The 17393-nt window shown below is 61.0% G+C and carries 21 protein-coding genes; 1 reads left to right on the forward strand and 20 read right to left on the reverse strand.

Annotated features, from left to right (window positions below; genetic code table 11):
• Nucleotides 1-71: 71 nt before the first annotated feature.
• From N5J71_RS06870 to N5J71_RS06885, 4 genes are read right to left on the reverse strand one after another with little or no spacing between them, the layout of a single operon-like run.
• Entirely contained in the window at nt 72-992 is a 921-nt protein-coding gene (locus tag N5J71_RS06870) for an NAD-dependent epimerase/dehydratase family protein (RefSeq protein WP_039965173.1), read from the reverse strand.
• Nucleotides 985-1869: a sugar nucleotide-binding protein gene (locus N5J71_RS06875; RefSeq protein ID WP_003463260.1), complete on the reverse strand. Its 885-nt coding sequence runs from the start codon at nt 1867-1869 to the stop codon at nt 985-987. The genes N5J71_RS06870 and N5J71_RS06875 overlap by 8 nt, the downstream gene beginning before the upstream one ends.
• A 19-nt stretch (nt 1870-1888) precedes the next feature.
• A complete protein-coding gene (locus tag N5J71_RS06880) occupies nt 1889-2380 on the reverse strand; it encodes a single-stranded DNA-binding protein (protein ID WP_003463262.1) in 492 nt (163 codons plus the stop codon).
• A gap of 9 nt (nt 2381-2389) precedes the next feature.
• Nucleotides 2390-3784: an MFS transporter gene (locus tag N5J71_RS06885; RefSeq protein WP_084342414.1), complete on the reverse strand. Its 1395-nt coding sequence runs from the start codon at nt 3782-3784 to the stop codon at nt 2390-2392.
• Between the two features lie 134 nt (nt 3785-3918).
• Between N5J71_RS06885 and uvrA the strand changes: the two genes are divergently transcribed.
• Entirely contained in the window at nt 3919-6753 is a 2835-nt protein-coding gene (uvrA, locus tag N5J71_RS06890) for an excinuclease ABC subunit UvrA (protein WP_279916583.1), read from the forward strand.
• A gap of 238 nt (nt 6754-6991) precedes the next feature.
• Here uvrA and bfr read toward each other — a convergent pair whose 3' ends face one another.
• The 16 genes from bfr to rpsN form a co-directional block, all read right to left on the reverse strand.
• A complete protein-coding gene (gene bfr, locus N5J71_RS06895; protein WP_074858054.1) occupies nt 6992-7456 on the reverse strand; it encodes a bacterioferritin in 465 nt (154 codons plus the stop codon).
• 120 nt (nt 7457-7576) lie between these two features.
• A complete protein-coding gene (katG, locus tag N5J71_RS06900; RefSeq protein WP_279916584.1) occupies nt 7577-9700 on the reverse strand; it encodes a catalase/peroxidase HPI in 2124 nt (707 codons plus the stop codon).
• 289 nt (nt 9701-9989) lie between these two features.
• A complete protein-coding gene (rplQ, locus tag N5J71_RS06905) occupies nt 9990-10376 on the reverse strand; it encodes a 50S ribosomal protein L17 (RefSeq protein ID WP_003243945.1) in 387 nt (128 codons plus the stop codon).
• A gap of 44 nt (nt 10377-10420) precedes the next feature.
• A complete protein-coding gene (locus N5J71_RS06910) occupies nt 10421-11422 on the reverse strand; it encodes a DNA-directed RNA polymerase subunit alpha (RefSeq protein WP_003463273.1) in 1002 nt (333 codons plus the stop codon).
• Between the two features lie 22 nt (nt 11423-11444).
• Nucleotides 11445-12065, reverse strand: coding sequence for a 30S ribosomal protein S4 (gene rpsD, locus N5J71_RS06915; RefSeq protein ID WP_024309654.1), 621 nt, complete (start codon nt 12063-12065; stop codon nt 11445-11447).
• A gap of 17 nt (nt 12066-12082) precedes the next feature.
• Nucleotides 12083-12472 (reverse strand): 30S ribosomal protein S11, encoded by a 390-nt coding sequence (gene rpsK, locus N5J71_RS06920; protein ID WP_003243933.1) that lies wholly within the window; start codon nt 12470-12472, stop codon nt 12083-12085.
• A gap of 30 nt (nt 12473-12502) precedes the next feature.
• Entirely contained in the window at nt 12503-12859 is a 357-nt protein-coding gene (gene rpsM, locus N5J71_RS06925) for a 30S ribosomal protein S13 (protein ID WP_012019780.1), read from the reverse strand.
• Nucleotides 12860-12992: 133 nt separating this feature from the next.
• The gene (gene rpmJ / locus N5J71_RS06930; protein WP_104730401.1) at nt 12993-13109 is read right to left on the reverse strand and encodes a 50S ribosomal protein L36; all 117 of its coding nucleotides are present in this window, start codon (nt 13107-13109) and stop codon (nt 12993-12995) included.
• Between the two features lie 28 nt (nt 13110-13137).
• A complete protein-coding gene (gene secY, locus N5J71_RS06935) occupies nt 13138-14466 on the reverse strand; it encodes a preprotein translocase subunit SecY (protein ID WP_017675609.1) in 1329 nt (442 codons plus the stop codon).
• The gene (gene rplO, locus N5J71_RS06940) at nt 14467-14898 is read right to left on the reverse strand and encodes a 50S ribosomal protein L15 (RefSeq protein WP_084342129.1); all 432 of its coding nucleotides are present in this window, start codon (nt 14896-14898) and stop codon (nt 14467-14469) included.
• Between the two features lie 2 nt (nt 14899-14900).
• The gene (gene rpmD, locus N5J71_RS06945) at nt 14901-15080 is read right to left on the reverse strand and encodes a 50S ribosomal protein L30 (protein ID WP_003243922.1); all 180 of its coding nucleotides are present in this window, start codon (nt 15078-15080) and stop codon (nt 14901-14903) included.
• Nucleotides 15081-15082: 2 nt separating this feature from the next.
• Nucleotides 15083-15583 carry a 30S ribosomal protein S5 gene (gene rpsE, locus N5J71_RS06950; protein WP_084342128.1) on the reverse strand — a complete coding sequence of 167 codons (501 nt, stop codon included), beginning with the start codon at nt 15581-15583 and terminating at the stop codon, nt 15083-15085.
• 3 nt (nt 15584-15586) lie between these two features.
• Complete coding sequence (gene rplR, locus N5J71_RS06955) at nt 15587-15937, reverse strand: 50S ribosomal protein L18 (RefSeq protein ID WP_013717343.1); 351 nt, start codon at nt 15935-15937, stop codon at nt 15587-15589.
• Between the two features lie 11 nt (nt 15938-15948).
• On the reverse strand, nt 15949-16482 hold the full coding sequence (rplF, locus tag N5J71_RS06960; RefSeq protein WP_003463285.1) for a 50S ribosomal protein L6: 534 nt from the start codon (nt 16480-16482) through the stop codon (nt 15949-15951).
• A 12-nt stretch (nt 16483-16494) separates the two neighbouring features.
• Nucleotides 16495-16887, reverse strand: a complete 393-nt coding sequence (gene rpsH, locus N5J71_RS06965; protein ID WP_003243915.1) for a 30S ribosomal protein S8 — start codon at nt 16885-16887, stop codon at nt 16495-16497.
• A 194-nt stretch (nt 16888-17081) separates the two neighbouring features.
• The gene (rpsN, locus tag N5J71_RS06970) at nt 17082-17387 is read right to left on the reverse strand and encodes a 30S ribosomal protein S14 (protein WP_003243912.1); all 306 of its coding nucleotides are present in this window, start codon (nt 17385-17387) and stop codon (nt 17082-17084) included.
• Between the last annotated feature and the right edge of the window lie 6 nt (nt 17388-17393).

The following is a 17393-nucleotide window of genomic DNA, read 5'->3' on the forward strand; positions in this document are numbered from 1 at the left end:
GAGGGGAGCCAAACGCGTACAGCCTTAACTGACAGGCATTAGGCGAATGCCGGCTTTTTCATGGGCTCGATTCACAGCCCGAGCAGCTGGCGCAAGCCTTCGCGCAACGGCGTCTGCTGCGGCATACGGTAATGAGCCTGCAAACGCGCATTATCGGCCCGCGAATGGCGTATATCGCCAGAGCGCGCCGGCAGGTACGTCACCTCTGGCAGGCCGGCGCACAGCGTACCGATCTCCGCCAGCAGCTGATTGAGACTGACCGCCTGGTTCCAGCCGACATTTACAGGCACTTCGACGAAGTCGCCAAGCAGGCCCTGCTGCAGTAGCTCGATCAAGTCGCCAACATAGAAGAAGTCACGGGTCTGCTCACCATCGCCAAAGACGCTGATCGGCAGCCTCTGCTGCGCCCGCTGGGTGAAGATGCTGATCACCCCCGAGTACGGCGAGGATGGATCCTGGCGTGGCCCGAAGACATTGAAGAAACGGAACACCGCCGGTTCCAGCGCATGCTGACGGCGATAGAAATCCAAATAGTGTTCGCCGGCCAGCTTGTCCGCCGCGTAGGGCGTCAACGGCGCCTTGGCAGTGGTCTCGTCGATCGCCACGCCTTCGCCGTTGTTGCCATAGATCGCCGCGCTGGAGGCGTAGACCACACGCCGCACACCGTGTTGGCGCATCGCTTCGCAAACATTCAGGGTGCCGATAAAGTTGCTCTGATGCGTGGCGACAGGGTCGTCTACCGAGGCCTGTACCGAAGCCACCGCGGCCAGATGCGCCACGGCCGAACAACCCGCTACCGCGCGGGCGACCACCTCGGCATCGGCGACATCGCCCTCGATGAAGCACAAACGCGGATTATCCAGCGGCAGATTGCTGCGCTTGCCCATGGACAGGTTGTCCAGCACACGCACGCCGTGGCCGGCGGCCAGCAAGGCATCGACCAGATGCGAGCCAATGAAGCCGGCGCCGCCGGTTACGAGAATTTCAGCCATGACGATAATAACGATCCAGCAGGCTCGGCAGACCGGAGCGCCAGGCGCGCGGCTTGATACCGAAGGTGTGAAGAATTTTCTTGCAGGCCAATACCGCATGCTGCGGCTCATCGGCCGCATCCGGACGTGCGGCATGCGCCTGCGGCGCGACATCCTCGACCAGATTGCTGCGATAGTGACGCGCCTCGCTCAATACCGCCTGCCCCAGACTCAGCGCCGTACTGGCCTCATGACCACCGTAATGATAGGTGCCCCACAAGGGCGACTCGCAATCGAGCTGCTTGAGCACGGCCAGAATCACCCGCGCCGCATCGTCCACCGGGGTGGGATTACCCCGCCGGTCATCGGCGAGATACAGCACCTCGTCACGCTCGGCGCGCGCCAGAAAACGCCCCAGGCGTCCTTCACGGCTGTCATCGAGCAACCAGCCGAAGCGCAGCAGCACATGCCGCGGACAGATCGCCCGCACGCTCTGTTCCAGACGCCACAGCGTCTGGCCACGCAGCCCGAGGGGCAGCGGCTCTTCCTTTTCGCTGTATGCGGTGACACGCGAACCATCGAAGACTCGATAGCTGGACGGCTGCAGCAAGACGATGGAATGGTGCTGGCACAGCTCAGCCAGACGCTCCACAGCGCGCTCCTGCGTCTGCAGGCGCGAATCGGCCACCGACTCGGCCTGGAACCAGTCGAAGTAGTAAGCCAGGTTAATCAGTGCATCCGGGCGGGTCTCGTCGAGCAACTCGGTGAGGCTCGCCGCATCCCAGCCATTTTCCGGCGGGCGTGGTGCGAGGAAGCCGATATCTTCCTCGGCGCCAAGACGGATCAGCGCTTGCCCCAGGGCACTACCACCGCCCAGCAGCATCAGGCGCATTCGCATAGGCTAGAGCCCGCTCAGATTAGAACGGGATGTCGTCATCGAAGCTGTCGTAGTCAGGCGCTGGCTGGGCCTGCTGCGGAGCAGGACGCTCCTGACGCGGGGCCTGTTGCGGCTCGCGCTGCGGAGCCGGACGCGATTGACGCGGAGCGCCGCCTTCATCACCGCTCGGACGACCACCCAGCAGCTGCATGGTGCCCTGCATGTCGACGATGATCTCGGTGGTGTAGCGCTTGATGCCGTCCTTTTCCCACTCGCGGGTCTGCAGCTTGCCTTCGATGTACACCTGCGAACCCTTGCGCAGGTACTCGCCGGCGATCTCGGCGACCTTGCCGAACAGGGCGACGCGGTGCCACTCGGTCTTCTCGACCTTCTGCCCGGTCTGCTTGTCGGTCCACTGCTCGCTGGTCGCCAGGCTCAGGTTGGTGACCGCGTTGCCGCTGGGCAGGTAGCGTGTTTCCGGGTCCTGGCCGCAGGTACCGACCAGAATGACTTTGTTAACCCCACGGGCCATAACGTTCTCCTAGACTCGGCACGCCGCCGGTGCCGATATGATCAGGCTTTCCAGCGTCGTGCGATCCACTTGTTGGGTATCGACTTTGATATAGATGGCCGCTTCGTCGACCACCACCACGGCGTCCGCCACTCCCGGCGTTGCCTTGAGGCGTTCGACCAGTCCGACATCGGCCAGTGCCGCGGCATCGAGCGGTAGGCGCAAACTGGTCACGTACGGCGGTTCGCGCATAGTAACAGCAATAGCCAACCAAATTGCACAGAGCACGGCGCAGCCGATGAACACACCGCCCAGGCCTACGTGCTGGTACAGCCAGCCACCGAGAATGCCGCCCAGGGCTGCGCCGAGGAACTGGCTGGTGGAATAGACGCCCATCGCAGTGCCCTTGCCGCCTGCCGGCGCCACCTTGCTGACCAGCGACGGCAGCGAGGCTTCGAGCAGATTGAAGGCGGTGAAGAACACCACGATACCCACTACCAGCGCCCGCAGGCTGCTGCCGAAGAAGGCGAAGAAGAGCTCGCAGGCCAGCAACACGCTGACGGCACCGAGCAGCACGCGCTTCATCTGGCGTTTTTTCTCGCCATAGATGATGAACGGCACCATGCCGAAGAAACCGATCAACAGCGCGGTGAGATAAACCCACCAGTGCTCTTCCTTGACCAACCCGCCCTGCTCCACCAGCGCCAGCGGCAAGGCGACGAAACTGGCCATGAGCACCGCATGCAGGGCCAGGATGGCGAAGTCCAGACGCAGCAGGTCGCCATGTTTGAGGGTCGGCCACAGCGCCTGTGCCGCCACGCCGGATTCGCGATGCTGCAGCGGGCCGGCGTCTTTCGGCACGATGCCGGCGACGATCAGGATGCCAAGCAACGCCATCGCCGCCGTCGCCCAGAACAGCCCGGACAGGCCAAACGCACGAGTCAGCAGCGGGCCGACCACCATGGCTACGGCGAACGACAGACCGATGCTCATGCCAATCATGGCCATGGCCTTGGTGCGGTGCTGCTCGCGAGTCAGATCCGACAACAACGCCATCACCGCCGCAGAGATCGCTCCAGCCCCCTGCAGCACACGCCCGACGATCACGCCCCAGATCGAATCGGCATTGGCCGCCAGCACGCTGCCTGCAGCAAAAATCAGCAAGCCAGCGTAGATCACCGGGCGTCGGCCGATACGGTCACTGAGCATGCCGAAGGGTATTTGCAGCACAGCCTGGGTCAAACCATAGGCACCGATGGCCAGGCCGATCAGCGCGGGAGTACTGCCCGCCAGATCCATGCCGTAGGTGGCCAACACCGGCAGCACCATGAACATACCCAGCATACGAAACGCGAACACCATAGCCAGGCCGCCGGCCGCGCGGGTCTCGCTACTACTCATGCGCTCGCTGTGCGGATCGTGCATCGAATGAACCCTGAGGAAATCAGGCGGCGATTCTAGCAGCCGCCGTCGTTTCGGCACAGGCGCACACTTTGCCGCAGGGCAGCAGCAAGCCCTATACTCGACCGTTTTCCGCCCGCCCAGCGAGGCCGTTGTAAGTGGACAAGATTCTGATTCGTGGGGCCCGCACCCACAACCTGAAAAACATCGACCTGACCCTGCCGCGTGACAAGCTGATCGTGATCACCGGTCTGTCCGGTTCCGGCAAATCTTCCCTGGCCTTCGACACGCTGTACGCCGAAGGCCAGCGCCGTTACGTCGAGTCGCTGTCGGCTTACGCCCGGCAGTTCCTGTCGATGATGGAAAAGCCCGATGTCGACACCATCGAAGGCTTGTCACCGGCAATTTCCATCGAACAGAAATCCACCTCGCACAACCCGCGCTCGACCGTCGGCACCATCACCGAAATCTACGATTACCTGCGCCTGCTGTATGCCCGCGCCGGTATTCCGCGCTGCCCGGACCATGACGTGCCGCTCGAGGCGCAAACCGTCAGCCAGATGGTCGACCAGGTGCTGGCGCTGCCGGAAGGCCGCAAGCTGATGCTGCTGGCGCCGGTGGTCCGCGAGCGTAAGGGCGAACATCTGTCGGTGTTCGAGGAGCTACGCGCCCAGGGCTTCGTCCGCGCACGGGTCAACGGCAAGCTGCATGAGCTGGACGAGCTGCCCAAGCTGGACAAGCAGAAGAAGCACTCCATCGACGTGGTGGTGGACCGCTTCAAGGTCCGTGAGGATCTGCAGCAGCGTCTGGCCGAGTCTTTCGAGACCGCCCTCGGCCTGGCCGACGGCATCGCCCTGATTGCTCCCATGGATGATGAGCCGGGCGAAGAGATCATCTTCTCCGCGCGCTTCGCCTGCCCGCACTGCGGCCACTCGATCAGCGAGCTGGAACCCAAGCTGTTCTCCTTCAACAACCCGGCCGGCGCCTGCCCGACCTGCGACGGCCTGGGCGTGAAGCAGTTCTTCGACGGCAAGCGCCTGGTCAATGGCGAGCTGACCCTGGCCGAAGGCGCCATACGCGGCTGGGACCGGCGCAACGTCTACTACTTCCAGATGCTCGGCTCGCTGGCCGCACACTATGGCTTCAGCCTCGAAGAGCCCTTCGACGACCTGGCCGCCGAACACCAGAAAGTCATTCTGTTCGGCAGCGGTACGCAGAGCGTCGATTTCAAGTACCTCAACGACCGTGGCGACATCGTCAAACGCTCGCATCCCTTCGAGGGCATCATCCCCAACCTCGAGCGCCGCTACCGCGAGACCGAGTCGGCCAGCGTGCGCGAGGAGCTGGCCAAGTTCCTCAGCACCCAGCCCTGCCCCGATTGCCGTGGCACGCGCCTGCGCCGCGAGGCGCGACATGTCTGGGTTGGCGAGAAGACCCTGCCGGCGGTCACCGGCCTGCCGGTCGGTGACGCCTGCGATTACGTCGCCAACCTGCACCTGACCGGACGGCGCGGCGAGATCGCCGAGAAAATTCTCAAGGAAATCCGCGAGCGCCTGCAGTTCCTGGTCAACGTCGGCCTCGATTATCTGACCCTGGATCGCAGCGCCGACACCCTCTCCGGCGGCGAAGCGCAGCGCATCCGCCTGGCCAGCCAGATCGGCGCCGGCCTGGTGGGCGTGATGTACATTCTCGACGAGCCGTCCATCGGCCTGCACCAGCGCGACAACGAGCGCCTGCTCGGTACCCTCAACCATCTGCGCAACCTGGGCAATACGGTGATCGTGGTCGAGCACGACGAAGACGCCATCCGCATGGCCGATTACGTCGTCGATATCGGCCCGGGTGCTGGTGTGCATGGCGGCCGCATTGTCGCCGAAGGCACGCCGGACGAGGTGATGAATCACCCCGACTCGCTGACCGGCAAGTACCTGTCCGGCCGCGAGAAGATCCGCTATCCGGCGCAGCGCACGCCGCGCGACAAGAAGAAACTGCTCAAGCTCAAAGGCGCACACGGCAACAACCTGCGCAATGTCGACCTGGAAATTCCGGTGGGCCTGCTCACCTGCGTCACCGGCGTGTCCGGCTCGGGCAAGTCGACGCTGATCAACAACACCCTGTTCCCGCTGACCGCCACCGCGCTGAACGGTGCCACCACTCTTGAGGCTGCGCCGCACGATTCCTTCGACGGCCTGCAACACCTGGACAAGGTGGTCGACATCGACCAGAGCCCGATTGGCCGGACGCCGCGTTCCAACCCGGCGACCTACACCGGCCTGTTCACACCGATCCGCGAGCTGTTCGCCGGTGTGCCGGAATCGCGCTCGCGCGGTTATGGCCCGGGCCGTTTCAGCTTCAACGTCAAGGGCGGGCGCTGCGAGGCCTGCCAGGGCGACGGCGTGATCAAGGTAGAGATGCACTTCCTGCCGGACATCTACGTGCCCTGCGACGTGTGCAAGGGCAAGCGCTACAACCGCGAAACCCTGGAAGTGAAGTACAAGGGCAAGAGCATCACCGAGGTGCTGGACATGACCATCGAGGAAGCCCGCGCCTTCTTCGACGCCGTGCCGGCCATCGCGCGCAAGCTGCAGACGCTGATGGACGTGGGCCTGTCCTACATCAAGCTGGGGCAGTCGGCGACCACCCTGTCCGGCGGCGAGGCGCAGCGGGTCAAGCTGAGTCGCGAGCTGAGCAAGCGCGACACCGGCAAGACCCTGTACATCCTCGACGAGCCGACCACCGGCCTGCACTTCGCCGACATCCAGCAACTGCTCGACGTGCTGCACCGTCTGCGCGACCACGGCAACACCGTGGTGGTGATCGAGCACAACCTGGACGTGATCAAGACCGCCGACTGGCTGGTCGATCTCGGCCCCGAGGGCGGCTCCAAGGGTGGGATGATCATCGCCACCGGCACACCGGAAGAGGTGGCCGCCAACCCGGCCTCGCATACCGGGCACTTCCTCAAGCCGCTGCTGGAACGCGACCGCGCCTGAAACGAAAGAGCCCCGCACATGCGGGTAATGCTGTTCACTTAAGGTTGCACACGTTTGGCTCCCCTCTCCCATTTATGGGAGAGGGGCTGGGGGAGAGGGCAGAAAACACCGCAAAACTGCCAGTTTCCCCCTCTCCCTAACCCTCTCCCCAGAGGGGCGAGGGGACTGATCGAGCTCAACCGTTTCTTAAGTGAACAGCATTACCGCACATGCGGGGCTCTTACTTTGACAAGTCAGCTTACATCTGGCTTTGCAGGTACTTCTCCAGCCCCAGCTTGTCGATTAGCTGCAACTGAATCTCCAGCCAATAGGCGTGGTCTTCCTCGGTATCCTTGAGCTGTGCCAGGAGGATGTCGCGAGTCTGGTAATCCTGATGCTTCTCGCACAGTTCGATACCCTTGCTCAGGGCCGCGCGCACTTCGTACTCCAGCGCCAGATCCAGCTTCAGCGCCTCAGGCACGGTCTGCCCGAAGGAGAAGGCGTTGGGCACCATATCCGGCACACCCTCGAGGAAGATGATGCGCTTGAGCAGCGCGTCGGCGTGCTGGGTTTCCTCTTCCATCTCGTGGTTGATGCGCTCGTAGAGCTTGCTGAAACCCCAGTCCTCATACAGCCGCGAATGGATGAAATACTGGTCACGAGCGGCCAGCTCACCTTTGAGCAGATGCTTGAGATAGTCGACGACTTCGGTATGGCCTTTCATGCCGGGCATTCCTTGTAGCATTCATGAACAAGTGGCAATGCTCCGCCTGACGCGGGGTTCGGTCAAGCAAAAGCACAACGCCTCCGCGAGGGAGGCGTTGCGTTACCGCTCAGTGAAGCGTCAGGCCAGATCGAAACGATCCAGGTTCATCACCTTGGTCCAGGCCGCGACGAAGTCCTTGATGAACTTCTGCTGGCCGCCGTCCTGGGCATACACCTCGGCATAGGCGCGCAGCACCGAGTTGGAACCGAACACCAGGTCGGCACGGCTGGCCGTGTACTTCTTCGCCCCGGTCTTGCGCTCCAGCACATCGAAGCCCTCGCCACTGGGTTTCCACTCCAGGTCCATGCTCAGCACATTGACGAAGAAGTCATTGCTCAGCACGCCCACCTTGTCGGTGAACACACCCCGCAGGCTGCCATCCCAGTTGGCGCCCAGCACACGCAGGCCACCGAGCAGCGCGGTCATCTCCGGCGCGGTCAACGTCAGCTGCTGAGCCTTGTCGATCAGCAGCACCTCGTCGCCGATATCGATACCATCGGCCTTCCAGTTACGGAAGCCATCGGCCGGGCCACGCAGGTATTCAACGCTGTGCACGTCGGTCTGCTCCTGCGAGGCATCGACGCGACCAGCGGCGAACGGCACCTCGATCGACGTACCGGCAGCACTAGCGGCCTGCTCGACGCCGAGATTACCGGCCAGGACGATCAGGTCGGCCAGAGACAGGCGAGTCGAAGCCTGGATGCCCTCGATCTTGGCCAGCGCGGCAACCGCGATCTTGTTCACCGCCCAGCCGCGCTGCGGTTGCAGCGCCAGGCGCGCACCGTTGGCACCGCCGCGCTTGTCGCCACCCCGGAAGGTGGCCGCCGAGGCCCAAGCCAGGGAAACCAGTTCGGATACGCTCAGGCCCAGCGCCGCGATCTTCGCTTTGGCATCGGCAATGTCAGCAGCAGACGGCAGCGGGCCGGCTGGCGGCAGCGGGTCTTGCCAGATCAGGTCTTCCTTCGGCACTTCCGGGCCGAGGTAGCGAGCCTTTGGCCCCATGTCGCGGTGGGTCAGCTTGAACCAGGCGCGGGCGAAGGCTTCGCTGAACGCCTGCGGGTCGTTGAGGAAACGCCGCGAGATTGTCTCGAAGGCCGGATCGAAACGCAGGGTCAGGTCGGTGGTGAGCATGGTCGGCTTGTGCTTGACCGCCGGATCGAAAGGATCAGGGATGATCTCCGGGGCATCCTTGGCCACCCACTGGATCGCGCCGGCCGGCGACCTGACTTGCTCCCATTCGTACTGGAACAGGTTCTCGAAGAAGTAGTTGCTCCACTGGGTCGGCGTTTGCGTCCAGGTGACTTCGATCCCCGAGGTGATGGCGTCCTTACCCTTGCCACTGCCATAGCCGCTGAACCAGCCCAGGCCCTGCTGCTCGATGGGAGCGGCTTCCGGGTCGGGGCCGATCTTGTCGCCCGGCACCGCGCCGTGCGTCTTGCCCAGGGTGTGGCCACCGGCGATCAAGGCGACGATTTCCTCGTCGTCCATCGCCATGTTGCCGAAGGTGGCACGGATGAACGGCGCCGCCGACAGCGGATCGCCACTAGCTTCCGGGCCTTCCGGGTTGACGTAGATCAGGCCCATTTCGGTGGCCGCCAGCGGGCTGTCTTTCAGCGCCTCGCTACGACGGTGCTTGAGCCATTCCTTTTCCGTGCCCCAGTTGACGTCGTTATCCGGCTCCCAGGTGTCCGCGCGCCCGGCAGCGAAGCCGAAGGTACGGAAACCCGAAGACTCCAGGGCAACGTTGCCGGCCAGCATGAACAGGTCGGCCCAGCTGATCTTCTGTCCATACTTCTGCTTCACCGGCCACAGCAGGCGACGAGCCTTGTCCAGGTTGGCGTTGTCCGGCCAGGCGCCCAGCGGCGCAAAACGCTGCTGACCACGACCCGCACCACCCCGGCCATCAACCAGACGGTACGTGCCGGCGCCATGCCAGGCCATGCGGATGAACAGACCGACGTAGCTGCCCCAGTCGGCCGGCCACCACTCCTGCGAATCGGTGAGTACCTTGCGGATGTCACCCTTGAGGGCGGAATAGTCGATCTTCTTAAATTCTTCGGCGTAGTTGAATGTCTCGCCCAGCGGGTTGGAGCGCTCGGAATGCTGGTTCAGCAGATCCACACGCAACTGATTCGGCCACCAATCCAGATTGGTCGTCCCCTGGCCTGCGACATGATACGGGCATTTACCTGTGTTCGACATGCTTCTCTCCTTCTCCTCATCGTGTCGGTTCCAACGGCTGTGGCCCGACAATGAAAGAAGAATAGTCCTGCACTTACGAAAGAACCAATATATGAAACACAACGACAAGATAGTCATTTTCTTTCGATAGACGCCCGGACGCGTCCAAACCGAGCACCACCGCAACAGGAGAAAAGCCAGGATTTTTCCGCCGCAAAAACAAACGCCCCAACACTGTCGGGGCGTTTGTCGTTGCCTTGGCCTGAACTGGCTGCTTGACGCAGGCCGGCTCGGCGTAGGGAACAGAGACTTACTCGGCAGCTTCTACCGAACCGCCGACCGGACGGTCGACCAGTTCAACATAAGCCATCGGAGCGTTGTCGCCAGCGCGGAAGCCGCACTTGAGGATGCGCAGGTAGCCGCCGTTACGGGTGGCGTAGCGCTTGCCCAGATCGTTGAACAGTTTGCCAACGATGGCTTTCGAACGGGTACGGTCGAAGGCCAGACGACGATTGGCAACGCTGTCTTCCTTGGCCAGGGTGATCAGCGGCTCGGCAACGCGACGCAGTTCCTTGGCTTTCGGCAGGGTAGTTTTGATCAGCTCGTGCTCGAACAGCGAAACCGCCATGTTCTGGAACATGGCCTTGCGGTGAGCGCTGGTGCGGCTGAGGTGACGGCCACTTTTACGATGACGCATGGTTCAATTCCTTACCAAACTTGTTCGTTCGGTGATGATGACGATCAGGCAGTGGCCTTATCGTCTTTCTTCAGACTTGCCGGCGGCCAGTTGTCGAGGCGCATACCGAGGGACAGACCGCGAGAAGCCAGAACATCCTTGATTTCGGTCAGGGATTTCTTGCCCAGGTTCGGGGTTTTGAGCAGCTCTACTTCGGTGCGCTGAATCAGGTCACCGATGTAGTAGATGTTCTCTGCCTTGAGGCAGTTGGCCGAACGTACGGTCAGTTCCAGGTCATCGACAGGACGCAGCAGGATCGGATCGATCTCGTCTTCCTGCTCGACCACCACTGGCTCACTGTCACCTTTGAGGTCGACGAACGCGGCCAGCTGCTGCTGCAGGATGGTCGCGGCACGACGGATGGCCTCTTCAGGGTCCAGGGTACCGTTGGTTTCCAGGTCAATAACCAGTTTGTCCAGGTTGGTGCGCTGCTCGACACGGGCGTTTTCCACCACGTAAGCAACCCGACGCACAGGGCTGAACGAAGCATCCAGCTGCAAGCGACCAATGCTGCGGCTTTCATCTTCGTCGCTCTGACGCGCGTCAGCCGGCTCATAGCCGCGACCACGAGCCACTGTGAGCTTCATGTTCAGCGCGCCATTGGAAGCCAGGTTGGCGATTACGTGGTCGCCATTGACGATTTCGACATCGTGATCCAGCTGAATATCGGCAGCGGTAACTACGCCCGGGCCCTTCTTAGCCAGAGTCAGGGTCACTTCGTCACGGCCGTGCAGCTTGATAGCCAGACCTTTCAGGTTGAGCAGGATCTCGATGACATCTTCCTGCACACCTTCGATCGCGGAGTACTCGTGGAGTACGCCGTCGATCTCGGCCTCGACTACTGCACAGCCAGGCATGGAGGACAACAGGATGCGACGCAGCGCGTTGCCCAGGGTATGGCCGAAACCACGCTCGAGAGGCTCGAGGGTGATCTTGGCGCGGGTCGGACTGACCTCCTGCACATCAATGTGACGGGGGGTCAGGAACTCATTTACCGAAATCTGCATGGATGCACCTATTTTCTAGCCCTTACTTGGAGTAGAGCTCGACAATCAGGCTCTCGTTGATGTCAGCGGACAGATCGCTACGAGCCGGTACGTTCTTGAACACACCAGACTTCTTCTCAGCGTCAACTTCTACCCACTCAACACGGCCGCGCTGGGCGCAGAGCTCAAGAGCCTGAGCGATGCGCAGCTGGTTCTTCGATTTCTCGCGAACAGCAACGACGTCGCCAGCTTTAACCTGGTAGGACGGTACGTTTACGGTCTGACCGTTGACGCTGATTGCTTTGTGCGAAACCAGCTGACGGGATTCGGCACGGGTAGCACCAAAGCCCATACGGTAAACCACGTTATCCAGACGGCACTCCAGCAGTTGCAGCAGGTTTTCGCCGGTGGCGCCCTTCTGGCTGGCAGCTTGCTTGTAGTAACCGCTGAACTGACGCTCCAGAACGCCGTAGATACGACGGACTTTTTGCTTTTCACGCAACTGGGTGCCGTAGTCAGACTGGCGACCGCGACGCTGACCGTGAATACCGGGAGCTGCTTCGATGTTGCACTTAGATTCAAGCGCGCGAACACCACTCTTCAGGAAGAGATCGGTGCCTTCACGGCGAGACAGTTTGCACTTGGGACCAATGTAACGAGCCATTTCTCACTGTCTCCTGTTTACACGCGACGCTTCTTCGGCGGACGGCACCCGTTGTGCGGGATAGGCGTCACGTCGGTGATGCTGGCGATTTTATAGCCGCAGGCGTTCAGAGCACGCACGGCAGATTCGCGACCCGGACCTGGGCCCTTGACGTTGACGTCGAGGTTCTTCAGGCCATATTCCAGCGCAGCCTGACCAGCGCGCTCGGCGGCGATCTGTGCAGCGAACGGAGTGGACTTACGCGAGCCGCGGAAACCCGAACCACCAGAGGTAGCCCAGGACAGGGCGTTGCCCTGACGGTCGGTAATGGTCACGATAGTGTTGTTGAAAGACGCGTGGATGTGGGCGATGCCATCAACCACCGTCTTTTTGACTTTTTTACGAGTACGAGCAGCAGGTTTTGCCATGACTAAATTCCTGTCGATTCGCGAATGCGATTACTTGCGGATCGGCTTACGCGGGCCCTTACGGGTGCGAGCGTTGGTCTTGGTGCGCTGACCGCGAACCGGCAGACCTTTACGATGACGCAGGCCACGGTAGCAACCCAGATCCATCAAGCGCTTGATCTTCATATTCACTTCACGACGCAGGTCGCCTTCGGTATTCACCTTGGCTACTTCGCCACGCAGCTGTTCGATCTGCTCGTCAGTCAGATCCTTGATTTTCGCAGCCGGATTTACACCGGTAGCGGCACAGATTTTCTGTGCAGTGGTGCGACCAACACCGTAGATGTAGGTCAGCGAGATAACAGTGTGCTTGTTATCCGGAATGTTAACGCCTGCAATACGGGCCATTCAGTGGAACTCCAATTGACAGCTACCTACGCCCCGGAAGCCAAGAAATAGGGCGCGAGATATTAACGCTGTAAAAACAAATAATCAACCCGGCAGCGCACTAGCTGCCGGGCTTATCACGCGTGGTTCACACTCAGCCTTGGCGCTGCTTGTGACGCGGCTCTGCGCTGCAGATCACCCGCACGACACCTTCGCGACGGATAACTTTGCAGTTACGGCACAGCTTTTTCACCGATGCACGAACTTTCATTACCAACTCCTCGAACCTTACGGGTGGATCAGCGGAGCATGCCGCTGCCATAGCCCTTCAGGTTGGCTTTCTTCATCAGGGAATCGTACTGGTGAGACACGAGGTGCGATTGCACTTGGGACATGAAGTCCATTACAACCACGACCACGATCAGCAACGAGGTCCCGCCAAGGTAGAACGGAACGTTGGCCGCCACCACCAGGAACTGGGGCAGCAGGCACACGGCCGTCATGTACAGAGCACCGAACATGGTCAAGCGGGTCAGAACGCCATCGATATAGCGCGCCGACTGCTCGCCCGGACGGATGCCCGGAATAAAGGCACCGGACTTCTTCAGGTTTTCCGCTACGTCTTTCGGGTTGAACATCAGCGCTGTATAGAAGAAGCAGAAGAAAATGATCCCTGCACTAAACAGCAGAATGTTCAACGGCTGACCAGGAGCGATAGCCTGCGAAATGTCCTGCAGCCAGCCCAAACCCTCGGACTGACCGAACCAGGCACCCAGCGAGGCCGGGAACAGCAGAAGGCTGCTGGCGAAGATGGCCGGGATTACGCCCGCCATGTTCACCTTCAACGGCAGGTGGCTGGTCTGCGCAGCAAAAACCTTACGGCCCTGCTGACGCTTGGCGTAGTGCACCGCAATGCGACGCTGACCACGCTCAATGAACACCACGAAACCGATGATCGCTACTGCCAGCAGGCCGATGGCGATCAGAGCGAAGATGTTGATATCGCCCTGACGAGCAGACTCGAAGGACTGCCCGATTGCCGACGGCAGACCGGCCACGATGCCTGCAAAAATCAGCATCGAGATACCGTTGCCAACACCGCGCTCGGTGATTTGCTCGCCCAGCCACATCATGAACATCGCGCCCGCCACGAAGGTGGTGATCGCCACGAAGTGGAAGCCGAAATCGCCCGAGAACGCTACGCCCTGGCTCGCCAGACCAACGGACATGCCGATGGCCTGAACGAACGCCAGGACGAGAGTGCCGTAGCGGGTGTACTGGCTGATCTTGCGACGGCCAGCTTCACCTTCCTTCTTCAACTGCTCCAGCTGCGGGCTGACGGCGGTCATCAGCTGCATGATGATCGATGCCGAGATGTACGGCATGATCCCCAGTGCAAAGATGCTCATCCGCTCCAGCGCGCCGCCGGAAAACATGTTGAACAAGCTAAGAATGGTCCCCTCATTCTGCCGGAACAGATCCGCCAGTCGGTCTGGGTTGATGCCAGGAACCGGGATGTGCGCACCTATCCGGTAGACGATGATCGCCAGGAACAGGAAGCGCAGACGAGCCCAGAGTTCGGACAACCCGCCACCTGCCAGCGCTGAGAGAGCACCTTGCTTAGCCATTTAGTCCTCGAACTTACCGCCAGCCGCGATGATAGCCGCACGCGCACCCTTGGTGGCGGCGATACCTTTCAGGGTGACCGCACGGGTAACCTCACCGGACAGCATGACTTTGACGCGCTGTACGTGTTGGCCAACCAGATTGGCATCCTTCAGAGCCTGCAGAGTTACAACGCCCTCTACCTTGTTCAGCTCGGAGGTACGCACTTCAGCGCGATCCATAGCCTTCAGGGAGACGAAGCCGAACTTCGGCAGACGACGGTGCAGCGGCTGCTGACCACCCTCGAAGCCCGGAGCAATGGAACCACCGGAGCGGGAGGTCTGACCTTTGTGGCCACGGCCACCGGTCTTGCCCAGACCGCTACCGATGCCACGGCCCGGACGGTGCTTCTCGCGACGGGCACCCGGCGCGGAACGCAGATCGTTCAGTTGCATGATTAACCCTCCACCTTGAGCAGGTAGTAAGCCTTGTTGATCATGCCGCGGTTTTCCGGAGTATCCAGAACCTCTACGGTGTGACCGATGCGACGCAGGCCCAGGCCCTTGACGCAAGCTTTGTGATTGGCCAGGCGGCCATTGGTGCTCTTGATCAGAGTCACTTTGACGGTGTTAGCCATGGTTAGAGAATCTCCTCGACGCTCTTGCCACGCTTGGCTGCAACGGAATCCGGAGACTGCATGGTCTTCAGACCCTTGAAGGTGGCATGTACCACGTTCACCGGGTTGGTCGAGCCGTAGCACTTGGCCAGAACGTTCTGTACACCAGCCACTTCCAGTACGGCACGCATGGCGCCGCCGGCGATGATACCGGTACCTTCCGAAGCCGGCTGCATGTACACCTTGGAGGCGCCATGAGCGGACTTGATCGGGTACTGCAGAGTGGTGCCGTTCAGATCCACCTGGATCATGTTGCGACGCGCAGCTTCCATCGCCTTTTGAATGGCAGCCGGAACTTCACGGGACTTGCCACGGCCGAAACCAACGCGGCCCTTGCCATCACCCACCACGGTCAGCGCGGTGAAGGTGAAGATACGGCCACCCTTTACGGTCTTGGCAACGCGGTTAACCTGAACCAGCTTCTCGATGTAGCCTTCGTCGCGTTTTTGGTCGTTATTTGCCATAACTTAGAACTCCAGCCCGCCTTCACGAGCAGCATCAGCCAGCGCCTTGACGCGGCCGTGGTACTTGAAGCCAGAACGGTCGAATGCTACCTGGGTCACACCAGCGGCTTTCGCACGCTCGGCAACCAGCGCACCAACTTTCTTGGCCGCGTCGACGTTGCCGGTGGCGCCATCACGCAGTGCTTTGTCCAAGGTAGAGGCGCTGGCCAGAACCTTGCTGCCGTCGGCCGAGATGACCTGGGCGTAGATGTGCTGCGAAGAGCGATACACGCACAGACGCACGGCTTCGAGCTCGTGCATTTTCAGGCGTGCTTTGCGAGCGCGACGCAGACGAGTAAGTTTTTTGTCGGTCATTTCTCAGCCCCTTACTTCTTCTTGGCTTCTTTACGACGGACAACTTCATCCGCGTAACGAACGCCTTTGCCCTTGTAAGGCTCAGGACGACGGAAGTCACGGATCTCCGCAGCCACCTGACCCACCAGTTGCTTGTCGATACCCTTGATCAGGATCTCGGTCTGGTTGGGGGTTTCGGCCACGACGCCAGCTGGCAGTTCGTAGTCGATCGGGTGAGAGAAGCCCAGCGCAAGGTTCAGCACTTGGCCCTTGGCCTGGGCCTTGTAGCCTACGCCGACCAGCTGCAGCTTACGCTCGAAGCCTTGGCTGACACCGATAACCATGTTGTTAACCAGAGCGCGAGTAGTACCGGCCATGGCGCGGTTCTGCTGGTCGCCATTACGAGCGGCGAAACGCAGTTCGCTGCCTTCCTGGATAACTTCTACGGACGAGTGAACGTTCAGTTCCAGGGTGCCCTTGGCGCCCTTGACCGAAAGCTGTTGACCGGCGAGTTTGATCTCGACACCGGCAGGCAGCACAACGGGGTTCTTAGCAACGCGAGACATGCTTATCCCCCCTTAGAACACGGTGCAAAGCACTTCGCCGCCGACACCGGCAGCGCGCGCAGCGCGATCCGTCATCACACCTTTGTTGGTGGAGACGATGGAAACACCGAGACCGCCACGAACCTTCGGCAGGTCATCGACGGATTTGTACTGACGAAGGCCGGGACGGCTCACGCGCTTGACTTCCTCGATGACCGGACGGCCTTCGAAGTACTTCAGCTCGATGGACAGTTGTGGCTTGGCTTCGCCATTGACTTCATAACCCGCAATGTAACCTTCGTCTTTGAGAACCTTGGCTACAGCCACCTTCAGAGTGGAAGAAGGCATGCTTACGACGGACTTTTCAGCCATCTGGGCATTACGGATACGAGTTAGCATGTCCGCTAACGGGTCCTGCATACTCATGGGCTAGACGCTCCTGATACAAAAAGAACAGCCCGAGGGCTGTGGGATCATCCAAAAGCTCGGCATGGAAATACCAGGCTCAGGAGAGCCGGACATTCTAGAGACCGATCAAAAATGAAGCAAGCCCCAAAAGGGGCTTGTTCAATAAAAGGCAAAGCCGGCACAAGGCCGGCTTCGCTTTCAGCTACCGCTGATTACCAGCTGGCTTTCACCAGGCCCGGTACGTCACCGCGCATGGCGGCTTCGCGCAGCTTGTTACGCGACAGACCGAACTTGCGGTAAACGCCGTGCGGACGGCCGGTGATGCGGCAGCGGTTACGCAGGCGCGAGGCGCTGGCGTCACGCGGCTGCTTCTGCAGAGCGACCTGGGCTTCCCAACGAGCTTCCGGAGTGGAGTTCGGGTTGGCGATGATCGCTTTCAGCTCGGCACGCTTCTTGGCGTACTTGGCAACCGTTTGCTGACGCTTCAGCTCGCGGTTCTTCATGCTTGTCTTGGCCATTGTCCA

It is taken from the genome of Ectopseudomonas oleovorans, from assembly GCF_029845265.1.
GTDB lineage: Bacteria > Pseudomonadota > Gammaproteobacteria > Pseudomonadales > Pseudomonadaceae > Aquipseudomonas > Aquipseudomonas oleovorans.